Source organism: Thermus sp. LT1-2-5, assembly GCF_040363165.1.
In the GTDB taxonomy this organism is placed as follows: Bacteria; Deinococcota; Deinococci; order Deinococcales; family Thermaceae; genus Thermus.
On sequence record NZ_BSRG01000004.1, the window covers coordinates 1 to 12,009 of the forward strand.

Genomic DNA, 12,009 nt, shown 5'->3' on the forward strand with positions numbered 1-12,009 from the left:
ACTGGTGGAGCTGGGGGGCAGGTGGTTCGTCCTCAACCTGGCTCCCCATCACGAGACCGCGGCGCGCCTCCTGGGGGCCGGGCGATATTACCTGCTGGAGTGAAGGGGGTGCGGAATGTGGGTTTAGGCGCTGGAAGGCTTCCGCCTCGAGGCCCGTGGCGCTTCCCCGGTGGGGGAGGCGGAGGCAAGCAAGTACCTCGGACAAAACCTCCTTCATCCCTTAAGGCCGGTCAACACCACCCCTTCAATGATCTGCCTTTGGAAGAAGAAGAAGACCAGGAGCACGGGAAGTACGGCTAGGCTGGATGCTGCCATGATGAGGTTCCAGGCAGTGCCTGCTTCCCCCGAGAACAAGGCAATGCCTACGGGGAGCGTACGCATTTCTGGCGTTTGGACCACTATGAGCGGCCAGAGGAAGGCGTTCCAGTTGCCCAGGAAGGTAAAGATCCCCAGGGCAGCTAGAGCAGGCCTTACCAGAGGAAGCCCAATGCGCCAAAAGATCCCGAACTCGCTAAGGCCGTCAATTCTCCCCGCATCGAAGAGATCTTGGGGAAGTGTTTCAAAAAACTGGCGCATTAGGAAGACCCCAAACGCGGTGATGAGACCGGGGAAAAGGAGGCCCCAATAGGTGTTTATCCACCCCCTCTCCGCGCTCATCACGTACCAAGGGATTACCAGCATTTCCGTGGGAACCATGAGGGTGGAAAGTATGAGAACGAAAATCACTTGTTTTCCAGGGAAACGCATTCGGGCCAAGGTGTAGCCCGTTAGGCTATCGAAGAAGAGCACCGAAAGCGTCGTTAGGGTTGCCACCAGAAGGCTGTTCCCAAACCAACGCAAGAAGCCGGTTTCTTCCAAAACGATGCGATAGTTTTCCCAAGTGAGTTCCCGTGGAAGGAGGCGCAGCTCGAAGATCTCAGGAAAGGGTTTTACGGAGGTGAGAACCATCCACACGAAGGGGAGGGCCATGACGCCGCTTCCCATGAGCAGAAGGAAGAGGGCCATTAGGCTGAGTAACCGTTGGCGAAGGCTCATAGCTCCACCCTCCGCGTGAGGATTTTGAGCTGCAACAGGGTGATGAACAGGATTATGGCGAAGAGGAGTACGGTAACGGCTGCGGCGTAGCCCAGCTGGAACCGGAGAAACGCCAGCTGATAGATGTAGAGGGCTAAGGTCAAGGTGCTGTTGAGGGGGCCTCCTTGGTCGGTGAAGTTTAGGTTGACCACTTGGGTGAAAAGCTGGAGGTACCCGATGGTGCCGATGACCACGGAAAACACCAGGACCGGATTGAGCAGGGGCCAGGTGATATAGCGAAAAAGCTGGAAGCCCTCGGCCCCGTCAATGCGAGCAGCTTCGTAGTACTGGCGTGGGATGCTTTCCAAGCCTGCCAGGAAGAGAACGATTTGGAACCCTAGGTTTTGCCACACCACCACCCCGGTGACTGTGGGAAGCGCCTGGGCAGGGCTCTGCAGGAAGGGCTGAGGAGGAATGCCCAGAAGGCTGAGGAGCTCGTTCACTAGGCCGAAGTGGGGCGAAAGCATCCAGCTCCATACCCAGGCCACGGCCACTGCCGGGGTGATATAGGGTGCGAAATAAATGGCCCGAAAGAGCTCGCGTCCCCAGGGTACGGCCCTGAGCAGGAGAGCTAGGCTTAAGCCTAGGCCAATCTGCGCGGGAACTCCCAAGAGGGTGTAGAGGAGCGTATTCCACAAAGCTCGCTGAAGGAGGGGGTCGTCTAAGAGGCGGGCGTAGTGCTCTAGGCCAACAAAGTTCCGTTGCGACGGATCGGTATGCCATTGGTAGAAGGAAAGCCACAACGCCTGAAAGGCAGGCAAAATACGAAAGTACAAGAAAAAGGCCAGCGGGATGACTAAGAACGCAAAGGCCCACAACGCCTCCCGCTGACTCAAGCGTAGCCTCACCCTACCTCCAGAACTGGTCCAGGATCTTTTGCTCCTCTGAGGCGGCTAAGCGCAGGGACTGCGCCGGATCCATGTTTTGAAGGAGAGTGCGGTTGATGGCGTCCACCATTACCTTTCGCTGGGCTGCTTCGTCTACAAAGGGGGTAGCCTTGGCGTAGGCCAGGCTTAGGACAAAGGGGCCATATACTGGGTGCAAGGAAAGTTTGGGATTGCGAATAAGGTTTTTGCTGGCGGGAAGTTCTCCTACCTTCTCCAGCCAGTAGCGTTGTGTTTCCTCTGAGGTGAGGAAGGCTAGGAACTTTAAGGCGGCTTCCCGCTTTGCCCCCGTGGCTAGGGGGGTTAACCCGTGCATCCAGAAGGAACCAAAGTTGGCCTTACGTCCACCGGGTTTTTCCAAAGGGAGTTCTGCCACGCCCCAGTTGAAGCGGGCTCCTTGTTGGATCGTCCCTATGGCGAAGGAGCCGTCTATGATCATGGCGATCCGGCCTGCGATGAAGCCGTCTCTGTATCCATTATTTCCAGGGAAGAAGCCGGAAACACCGATTTCGTGCCTACGAACCCAATCCGTGTAGAAAGTGAGGGCACGGATTCCCGCTTCGCTAAGGTAGAGTACCCGTCGGCTGTCCTCGGAGTAGGGCCTACCCCCAAATTGGCGTATCAAGACTTCCCGGACCAAATGATGGTCTTGGCCATCGGGGGCGATTCCGTAGCCGATTTGGGTAAAGCGTCCGCCTTGCTTAACCGTCAGCCTTTTGGCCACGGATAGAAATTCTTCCCAGGTCCTTGGAGGGCCAGAGATCCCATTCTGCCGGAACAGATCTTTGTTGTAAAAGAGTGCCAGACTTCGCACTGCTGTGGGTATGCCGTAAAACCTCCCCCCTATCTTTGCTGCTTGGGCCATGGAAACGAAATCCCTTTCAATCCTTTGCCCCCATTCCTCCGGCAGCGGGGCCAGGTAGCCAGCCTTAACCCATGTGGGTGCCCATCCGTAGTAGAGGTTGACTACGTCTGGCCCCTGGCCCGCGGGAATGGCTGCGGCTACTTTTTGCTGAAAGGCGTCGTAGGGAAAGGTTTGGTGAAGAACCTTAATCCCAGGGTTTTCTGCTTCAAAGCGGCGGATGAGCTCGTCGATCGCTTCCACCTTGCTTTTAAATTCGTATTGCCAATAGGTAATGGTTACAGGTTGGGAAAAGCCCATGGAAAAGGCGAGAATCGCCAAGAAACCGAGCTTTTTCATGATCGCCTCCTTTGGTACCGAGGTTAACATAGAACGACCCTTCTTGTCCATAATGGCCATATGTGGGCTTTCCCCTCCCAGTTTCTTGGTCGGTATGTGCGTTTGGAGCCCTTAAGCCTAGCCCACCTCGAGGGCTTCCTCGCCCACTACGATCCCGAGGTCTACCGCTTCCTGAGCCGCATCCCCCTAGCCCCCACGGAGGAGGACCTTAGGGCCCACCTGGAGGCCCTCCTCTCCGAGCCCGGCCGGGTGAACTGGGCGGTCTACCTGGGAGAGGCCCTGGCGGGGCGCATCTCCGTCATCGGCCCGGAGCCCGAGCACGGGAAGCTGGAGATCGGCACCATGATCTTCAAGCCCTTCTGGGGCAGCCCCGCCAACAAGGAGGCCAAGTACCTCCTCCTCCGCCACGCCTTTGAGGTCCTGGGGGCGGAGCGGGTCCAGTTCAAGGTGAACCGGAACAACGAGCGGAGCCAAAGGGCCTTGGAGTCCCTAGGGGCGGTTAGGGAGGGGGTGCTTAGGAAAAACCGCAGGCTTCCCGATGGGACCTTTCGCGACGACGTGATCTACAGCATTCTGCGGGAGGAGTGGCCCCAGGTGAAGGCCCGCCTCGAGGCCCGGCTTTATGGAAGCCCTTAGCCTTTTGGTGGTCCTCCTCGCCTATCTTGGCCTCGCCCTGGGAGGGCTTCCCGGCTTCCGCATGAACCGGGCGGGGGTGGCCCTGGTGGGGGGGAGCTTTCTCCTCCTCCTTGGGACCTTGGACCTAGAAGAGGCCTGGCACGCCCTGGACGCCGAAACCCTGGTCTTCCTCTTCGGGGTCATGGTCCTAAACGCCCAGCTTTCCTACGCCGGCTTCTTCGGTCTGGCGGCGGAGGCCCTCCTGCGCCTGGCCAAAAGCCCCTTTTCCCTCCTCGTCCTCCTCACCTTCGGGGCCGGGCTCCTTTCCGCCCTCTTCCTCAACGACACCATGGCCCTCCTCCTCACCCCCTTGGTGGTGCGGGTGGTCCAGGGGCTTGGCCTGAACCCCGTGCCCTACCTCCTCGCCCTCATGGGGGCGGTGAACACGGGAAGCCTCCTCACCCCCACGGGCAACCCGCAGAACATCCTGGTGGCGAGCCTCTCTGGCCTCGGCTACCTGGACTTTTTGGGGCGGCTTTGGCCGCCCGCCCTCTTGGGCCTGGGGCTTCAGGTCCTCCTCCTCGCCCTCCTCTACCCCGAGGTGCGCTCCTTGAGGCCCCTGCCGCCCCTTCCCCCCTTGCGCTACCGCCTGCACCCGGCCCTCCTCTGGAAGGGCCTCGCCGTGGCCCTGGGCCTCCTTTTGGCCTTCCTCCTGGGCTACCCCATGGCCCAGGGGGCCTTGGTGGCGGCGGGGCTTCTCCTCTTCACCCGAAGGCTTCGCTCCGAGCGCTACTTCCAGCGGGTGGACTGGGAGCTTTTGGTGATGTTCGGCGGGCTTTTCCTCCTCACGGAAGGGGTGAGGCGCCTGGGCCTGGCCGAGGCCCTCCTGCCCTTGGCGGACCAACCCTTGGGGCTTCTCCTGGCCGCCACCCTCCTTTCCCTCCTCATCTCCAACGTGCCCGCGGTGCTCCTCCTCGCCCCCCTGGCCCATGGCCCCGAGGACTGGCTCCTCCTGGCGGGGGGAAGCACCTTGGCGGGAAACCTCACCCTCCTCGCCAGCGTGGCTAACCTCATCGTGGCCGAGGGGGCGGGGAAAGGAGGGGTGCGGGTGGGCTTTGGGGAGCACCTCCGCTTCGGCCTTCCCCTTACCCTCTTGAGCCTGGTCCTGCTTTACGCCCTACTTTAGGCGTTCCTCCAGCCAGCCCCCAATGGCGAGCACCTTGCCGTCCTCGGCGTAGGGCCCCACCACCTGGAGCCCCACGGGCATCCCCTCCACCCGGGCGAAGGGGAGGGCGAGGGTGGGCACCCCTAGGAGGCTAAAGGGAAGGGTGAGGGTGATGAAGGCTTCCCGGTGGCTTTTCCTGCCCGATTCCAGCTCCACCTCCTCCGTGCCCAAGGGAGGAGCGGGAAGGGGTTGGGCGGGGAGGAGGAGGGCGTCCACACCCCTTAGGGCCTTCATGAGCTCCAGGCGCAGGGCTTCCCGCTCCGCCACGGCGTCGCGGTAGTCCTTCTCCGTGAGGGCGAGGCCTGCCAGAAGGGCGTCCCGCACCGGGGGGGAGAAGCCTTCTGGGTATTCCTTCAGGGCCTTCTCGTGGATGCGGGCGGCCTCGTAGCGCACCAGGCGGGTGTAGACCTCGTAAACCCCCTTGAGGGGCAAGGACACCTCCTTCACCTCCGCGCGGAGGGTGGGGAGGTCCTCCAAGAGCCTCAGGAAAGCCCGCCTTACCCCGTGGCCCAGCCTGCCCTCCAAGAAGTCCAGGGGAACGCCGAAGGTGGGGTTCTGGGGGGCCTCTAGGGGAATGCTTTCCCCCGCCAGGATCTCCGTGAGGAGGTGGGCGTCCCGCACCGTTTTGGCCAAGGGGCCGGCGTGGTCGGTGGAGCGGGAGAGGGGCAGGGCCCCTTCCAGGGAGATGCGGCCATAGGAGGGCTTGAAGCCCACCACCCCGTTGAAGGCGGCGGGGATGCGGATGGACCCCCCGGTGTCCGTGCCCAAGGAGGCGAGGCCGATGCCCAAGGCCACGGCCACGGCGCTCCCCCCGCTGGAGCCTCCCGCTTGGCGGGTGGGGTCCAGGGCGTTGCGCACGGGGCCCGTCCAGGGGTTTTCCCCGGTGATCCCCAGGGCGATTTCGTGCATGTTGGTCTTGGCGAAGACCAGGGCTCCCGCCTCCTTCAGGCGCCGCACCGCCTGGGCCTCCTCGGGGAGGGGGGGTAGGGGGGCGCGGGTCCCGGCTCGGGTGGGCATGCCCTTCACGGGGAAGAGGTCTTTGACCGTGAGGGGCAGGCCGTGGAGGGGACCCCGTACCTGACCCCGCTTGAGCTCCTCCGTAAGGGCTTCCGCCTCCCGGCGGGCCGCCTCCTCGTCCAGGTAGGCCAAGGCGTTGCGGTCGGCGAAGGCCCTGGCCCGCTCCAGCGCCTCCTCCAAAAGGGCCAAGGGGGTGGTTTCGCCCCGTTCCAGAAGGGCTTTAGCCTTGAGGAGTTCCATGCTCCATTATAAAAGCCTTTTCCCCCGCCTCTCCCAGGGGCTTCCGCCCCGGCCAGGCGTAGGCGAGCACCTCCCGCTCCTTCAGGGCCAGGGCGAGGAGCTCCTCCGTGGGGAGGCGCTTTTCGGTTTCCAACACCACCTCCAGCCTGGCCCGGGTCACGGGGTGCTTGGGGGCGAAGAGGGTGCAGCACTCCTCGTCCGGGAGGATGGAGATGGGATAGGTGCCGATGCGCTTGGCCTCGGCCATGATCTCCTGCTTATCCCACCCAATAAGGGGGCGGAAGACGGGGAGGGTGGCTGCCTGGTTCACCACCTGGAGGTTTTCCAGGGTCTGGGAGGCCACCTGGCCCAGGCTGTCCCCCGTGCAAAGGGCCAAGGCCCCCTCTTCCCGGGCGATGGCCTCGGCGATGCGGAGCATGTAGCGGCGGTAGAGGACCACCCGGTAAGGGGTGGGGGCCTCTACGATGATCTGCCGCTGCACCTCGCTGAAGGGCACCAGGTGGAGGCGGATGCGGTGCTGGAAGCGGGCAAGGCGCTCCGCCAGGGCCATGGCCTTCTCCCGGCTCGCCCCGGAGAGGAGGGGGAAGGGGTGGAAGTGGACGAGCACCACCTCCGCTCCCCGGCGCATGAGGCGGTAGGCGGCCACGGGGGAGTCTATGCCCCCGGAGAGAAGGGCCACCACCTTCCCGGAAACCCCCGGGGGAAGCCCCCCGGGCCCCGGGTGGCGGGCCACCTCCAAAAGGGCCGCCCCCGGGAGGATGCGCACCACGAACTCCCGCTCCGCCCCCTTGAGCCGCACCTGGGCCCCCGTCCTTTCCTTCACGAAGGCCCCCAGGTGCCGCTCTATCTCGGGGGAGGTGAGGGGGAAGCTTTTGTCCGAGCGCTTGGCGGTGATGCGGAAGCTCGCGAAGCGCTCCCCCGCCAGGACCTTCTCCAGGGCGCTTTCCAGGGCGGGGAGGCTTGGGGGCACCCGGAGGACCCGGGCGAAGCTTTCCACCCCCAGGGTCGTGCGGAGCCGCGCCTGGGCCTCGAGCCAGGCCGCCTCCTCCAGGCGGAAGAGGAGGGCCATGGACCAGTCCGCCTCCAGGGTGGCCCCAAGCCCTCTAAGGGCTTCCCGCACGTGGGCCTTGGCCTTCTTCAGGAAAAAGGGGCGGTTCTGCCCCTTCAGGGCCAGCTCGTGGAAGAGGTTCACCAGGACCAGGGTTTCCATCATGGGCAAAGCCCCTTCACCGCCAGGTAAAGCCGGCTGCACAAGGAGCCCCGCCGGGCCGCCTCCTCGAGGTCCTCCGGGCGGCCAAAGCGGAAGGCGGCGTAGTAGGTCTTGCCCGGCTTGGGCTCGGGGAGTCGGGGGGGCGCAAGGAGCCGCCCCTCAAAGACCCAAAGCTCCAGGGTGTAACGGGGCCTCTCCTCTACCCCGAAGGCCAGGGGCTTGGCCTCGGCGAGGGCTGTGCCCAGCTTCTCCCGGGCCACGCGGGAGGCGGCCTCCTCCAGGGTTTCCTCCCCTTCTAGGGTCACGGCGGGAAGCCCCCAGGCCCCCCCGAACTCGGGGTCGTCCTCGGGCCGCAGGACGAGGAGAAGCCCCTCCTCCCCCCAAGCGGCCAGGGCCACGGAGCGCTTCTGCAAAGGCCCCTCGCGCACCCTCCTAGCCTAGCAGGATTGTGGCCCAGGCGCAAATCCCGCCAGGCGCAAGGGTTCCACCTCCACCGGGGTGCTGTGGAAGGTGCTCCCGCCCCCCAGGTCCGTGAGCCCTTCCCCGGTGAGGTGGTTCACCCCTTTGCCGTCGGGGGCCCACCGCTCCCACCAGGTGCCCTCGAGGACCACCACCCCGGGCCTGGGGGCCTCGCTCACCCGGGCCTTGCGGGTGATCCGCCCCCAGGGGGAGCGGATGTGGACCAGCATCCCGTCGGCAATCCCCCGGGCCCTTGCGTCCTCGGGGTGGATGAGGAGCAGGGGCTCCCCCCCTTCCGCCGCCACCAGGGCCTCCACGTTCCCGTAGGTGGTGTTGAGGAAGCGGTGGGCGGGCGGGGTGAGGAGGATTAGGGGGTATTCCGGCCGGGGCTCCGTGGGGATGACCTGGGGAGGGGGGCTAAAGCGCACGGGGCCTCGGGCGAAGGGCAGGAAGGGCTTGGGGAGGTTGAGCTTGAGGAAGCCCTCCCGCTTGAGCCGTTCCAGGGTGATCCCCTCCAGGTAGGGGTGGTCCGTGGCCAGGAGGCTTTGGGCCACCTCCTCGGCGCTCCAGTAGAGGGTGGGCTCCTTCAGGCCGAGCCGCCTGGCCAGCTCCCGGAAGACCCAGGTGTTGGGCCTCGCCTCCCCTTCGGGCTCGGCCAAGGGCTCGTTCCAGGAGAGGTAGTAGTGGCCGTAGCTGGTGTAGAGGTCGGGGTGCTCGTGGAAGAGGGTGGCGGGGAGGAGGTAGTCGGCGAAGAGGGCGGTTTCCGTCCTCACCTGTTCCAGGACCACGGTGAAGAGGTCCTCCCGCTCCAGCCCCGCCCGCACCCTTCCCGTGTTGGGGGCCACCACCAGGGGGTTGCTGTTGAAGACGAAGAGGGCCCGGATGGGCGGGGTGAGCTCGGTGAGGGCGGTGCCCAGCTGGTTCATGTTGATGGCCCGGGCCTTGGGGTTGGGGCGGAAGTAGCCCTCGTGGGGGTGGCCTCCCTCCAGGAGGTGCCGCCCCCCAAGGAAGCGCTTGTTTAGGGGAAAGGCCCCGCTGGTGGAGAGCATGGCCCCGCAGCCCGGGTAGCGCCAGGCCCCGAGGAGGGCCGGGAGGAGGATCACCGCCCTGAGGGCGTTTCCGCCCCCCGGGTGGCGGGTCATGCCGTAGCCCACCCGCAGGAAGACCCGTTTGGCCTCGCCCAGCTCCCGGGCCAGGGCCTCTATGGCCTCCTTGTCTATGCCGGTGAGGGCGCTCGCTCGCTCGGGAGGCCAGGCCTCCGCCTCCTGGCGGAAGGCCTCCACCCCCGTGGCCGCCTCCTCCAGGTAGGTCCAGTCCACCAGGCCCTCCCGGAAGAGGACGTGGGCCAGGGCGTAGGCCAAGGCGGCGTCGGTGCCGGGGCGGATTTTGAGGTGGAGGTGGGCGAAGCGGCTCGTGAGGTTCTCGTAGGGATCGATGTGGACCACCTTGGCCCCCCGGGCCTTGGCCTCCTTGAGGAAGGGGGTGAGGTGGCTGTGGGTGGAAAGGCTGTTGATGCCCCAAAGGAGGATGTAGCGGGCGTTTTCCGGGAGGTCCTCGAGGTCAGGGGCGAGGCGGGGCCCGTAGGTCATCTCCCAGGCGGCGCTCCCCGCGGTGGCGCAGATGGTCTCCAGGAGCTCGCTGGCCCCGATGGCCCGGAAGAAGGCCAGGGGGTGTTGGTTTTCTATGAGCCCCATGGTGCCGGCGTAGTTGTAGGGGAGGACCGCCTCGCCCCCCTCGCGGTCCAGGATGTCCCTGAGCCTTTCGGCGATGGCGTCCAAAGCCTCTTTCCAGGAGACCCTTTCGAACCGCCCCTCCCCCTTGCGCCCCACCCGGCGCATGGGGTAGAGGAGCCGTTCCTTCACCCTCTCGGGGTAGCGGTAGGTCTTGGCGCAGGCGAAGCCCCGGGTGATGGGGTGGCGGGGATCCCCCTCCACCCGCACCAGGCGGCCTCCCTCTAGGGTGAGGAGGAGGCTACAGGCGTCGGGGCAGTCCAGGGGGCAGGTGGCGCGGGCCCTCATGCCCCTATAGTAGGCCAAGGGCCTCGAGGGGGCCGCACCGCGCCTCATAGGGGTCGGGGAGAAGTCCTAGGGGGACGTCCAGCCGCAGGAGGTACCCCTCCCGGTAGAGGGGCCAGCGGGGCCATCCCTTAGGCTCCCCTTCCCGGGCAAAGCCCGTCCAGTAGCGGCGCATCCGCTTTCCCAGCCACTCCCCCTTTTCCCAGGCCTCCGCCCCCAGGAAGAGGGGGAGGAAGGGGGGCGCGTGGAGGTGGCCAAAAAGGGGGGCGAGCTCCAGGCCGTGGAAGCTTCCTAGCCCCTCGAGGCCAGGGACGCGGAAGGTGAAGAGGTAGGCGTAGGTGGGGGCGTGGGGGCTCTGCAGGCGGGCCGCCTGCAGGGAGGGGCAGAGGAGGGTGAGGTCGGTCTGGAGCTCCCCCCAGGCGGCTTGGGGGTTCGGGTGGCGCCTTCGGTAAACCCCAAGAAGGGTTTCCGCTTGGTCCGGGGAGAGCCCGGATTCCTGAAGCCTCCTCCGCGCTTCCTCCCAGTCCCGGGGCCCCAGGAGCCCCTGGAGGGCGGGGAAGGTGACCTCCTCGGCGTTGGCCCCGGCGATGAGGGGGATGCCCTGGGCTTTCCCTTGCCGGAGCGCCTCCTTGGGGTCTTGGGGCAGGAGGGGGGAGCGGTGGGGCTTGAAGGGCCCCGTGCGGAAGACGGAGGGCCGGGAGAGGAAGCGGCCCATGGCCTCCAGGGTGGCCTCGCGGGGGAGGAGGCGCTCCAGGGGCAGGCCCCGCAGGCAGGCGAGGTCCTTTGGGTCGCAGCCCCGCTCCTTGGCCCAGGCCTCCCCGAAGGGGAAGTCCTCCTCCAAGGGCCTCGTGTAGGTGCACCCCCCGGACTGGAGAATGGCCCGGTGGAAGAGCCCCTGGGCCTCGGGGGTGGCGAGGAGGGTGCAGACCAGCATGCCCCCGGCGGACTCCCCGAAGAGGGTGACGTTCTTTGGGTTGCCCCCGAAGTGGCGGGCGTAGCGCTGCACGAAGCGCAGGGCCTCGAGGACGTCCAAAAGGGCATAGTTCCCCACCGCCCTCGGGTCTTCCTGGGCCAGGGCGGGAAGGGCCAAAAAGCCCAGGGGCCCCAGGCGGTAGTTGGGGGCCACCACCATAACGCCCTCCTGAACCAGGCGGTGCCCCCGGTAGATGGGTTCGGCTCCGGCCCCCGAGGTGAAGGCGCCCCCGTGGAGGTAGACCATGATGGGAAACCCTTCCGGGGGCGGGGCCTCGAGGGGGAGGTAGAGGTTCAGCACCAGGCAGTCCTCCCGTTGTGGCGGGATGGGCCCGCCGAACCACTCCGTGATCCCCGGCGTTTGGGGGCAGGCCACCACCTCCTGGCCCACGCCTGGGGGCCAGGCCTGGACGGGTTCGGGCGCCTTGAACCGCTCCGCCTTAGCGTAAGGGAGCCCATAGAAGGCGATGGCCTCGCCCTCTATCCGCCCCTGGGCCTTGCCCAAGGGGGTATGGACGGTGAAGCCCTGCGCCAGGGCTATTCCGAACAGGACCAGCAACCCCACTTTCTTCGGCATATTGCAATCTTATACCTGGTTCACGTTCTATAGCCAAGACCCACGGGGAGTTTTGCCCGCAACCCCGGGTAGGGAACCCTTTCCGTGTATCCGCCGAGGAGGCCGGTAAGTCCCCTGGGCTACCCTGGGGATGCTCCCCAGGGTACGGCTCCGGTGGCTGCGAGATGAGATAGTTGCTTCCCTAATCTGCCTAAATACGACCGAACAGGCATGTTTGACACTTCCCCAAAGCGAAAGGTTGATGCCAGGCTCCTTCTTGCCCTGTGTTTGGACTTGGTCAACGTTTCCGGTCTTGTGCTATACTTGGGGTGTCGGCCCTGGCCGACGGGGTTCTTGAAAGCCAGTTTTTCCCTTGAGGAAGGCGAATATGCGCTTTTCCCTTCTCATCGACCCTTCCGCAAGTGGCTTGCGAACGGGTTAAACCCCCAAAAACCGCCCTTATACGGCGTGTGCATATTCCAAGCTTCATCTTTCTCACAAACCCCCCTCCAGGAGTGCCGTCCAGGACGTAGCAGAAAAG

10 protein-coding genes are annotated in these 12,009 nt (G+C 65.3%); 2 read left to right on the forward strand and 8 right to left on the reverse strand.

Translation table 11 applies throughout. From position 1 onward, the window contains the following. Nucleotides 1–213: 213 nt before the first annotated feature. From ABXG85_RS05000 to ABXG85_RS05010, 3 genes are read right to left on the reverse strand one after another with little or no spacing between them, the layout of a single operon-like run. The gene (locus ABXG85_RS05000; RefSeq protein ID WP_353512629.1) at nt 214–1,005 is read right to left on the reverse strand and encodes a carbohydrate ABC transporter permease; all 792 of its coding nucleotides are present in this window, start codon (nt 1,003–1,005) and stop codon (nt 214–216) included. A 26-nt stretch (nt 1,006–1,031) separates the two neighbouring features. Beyond that, on the reverse strand, nt 1,032–1,922 hold the full coding sequence (locus ABXG85_RS05005; protein WP_353512630.1) for a carbohydrate ABC transporter permease: 891 nt from the start codon (nt 1,920–1,922) through the stop codon (nt 1,032–1,034). A 1-nt stretch (nt 1,923) separates the two neighbouring features. Continuing rightward, complete coding sequence (locus ABXG85_RS05010) at nt 1,924–3,219, reverse strand: sugar ABC transporter substrate-binding protein (protein ID WP_353512631.1); 1,296 nt, start codon at nt 3,217–3,219, stop codon at nt 1,924–1,926. On the opposite strand from ABXG85_RS05010, the gene ABXG85_RS05015 reads away from it, so the two are divergent. After that, nucleotides 3,220–3,795 carry a GNAT family N-acetyltransferase gene (locus ABXG85_RS05015; protein ID WP_353512632.1) on the forward strand — a complete coding sequence of 192 codons (576 nt, stop codon included), beginning with the start codon at nt 3,220–3,222 and terminating at the stop codon, nt 3,793–3,795. Next, nucleotides 3,782–4,960 carry an SLC13 family permease gene (locus ABXG85_RS05020; RefSeq protein WP_353512633.1) on the forward strand — a complete coding sequence of 393 codons (1,179 nt, stop codon included), beginning with the start codon at nt 3,782–3,784 and terminating at the stop codon, nt 4,958–4,960. Before ABXG85_RS05015 ends, ABXG85_RS05020 begins: the two co-directional genes overlap by 14 nt. Here the strand turns inward: ABXG85_RS05020 and ABXG85_RS05025 are convergent. From ABXG85_RS05025 to ABXG85_RS05045, 5 genes are read right to left on the reverse strand one after another with little or no spacing between them, the layout of a single operon-like run. After that, nucleotides 4,952–6,256 (reverse strand): amidase, encoded by a 1,305-nt coding sequence (locus tag ABXG85_RS05025; protein WP_353512634.1) that lies wholly within the window; start codon nt 6,254–6,256, stop codon nt 4,952–4,954. The genes ABXG85_RS05020 and ABXG85_RS05025 overlap by 9 nt on opposite strands. Next, nucleotides 6,237–7,466, reverse strand: coding sequence for a tRNA uracil 4-sulfurtransferase ThiI (gene thiI / locus ABXG85_RS05030; protein WP_353512635.1), 1,230 nt, complete (start codon nt 7,464–7,466; stop codon nt 6,237–6,239). The genes ABXG85_RS05025 and thiI overlap by 20 nt, the downstream gene beginning before the upstream one ends. After that, entirely contained in the window at nt 7,466–7,894 is a 429-nt protein-coding gene (locus ABXG85_RS05035) for a DNA mismatch repair protein MutT (protein WP_353512636.1), read from the reverse strand. Before ABXG85_RS05035 ends, thiI begins: the two co-directional genes overlap by 1 nt. Nucleotides 7,895–7,903: 9 nt before the next feature. Then, nucleotides 7,904–9,943, reverse strand: coding sequence for a molybdopterin-containing oxidoreductase family protein (locus tag ABXG85_RS05040; protein ID WP_353512637.1), 2,040 nt, complete (start codon nt 9,941–9,943; stop codon nt 7,904–7,906). Between the two features lie 4 nt (nt 9,944–9,947). Then, entirely contained in the window at nt 9,948–11,489 is a 1,542-nt protein-coding gene (locus tag ABXG85_RS05045) for a carboxylesterase/lipase family protein (protein ID WP_353512638.1), read from the reverse strand. Nucleotides 11,490–12,009 lie beyond the last annotated feature (520 nt).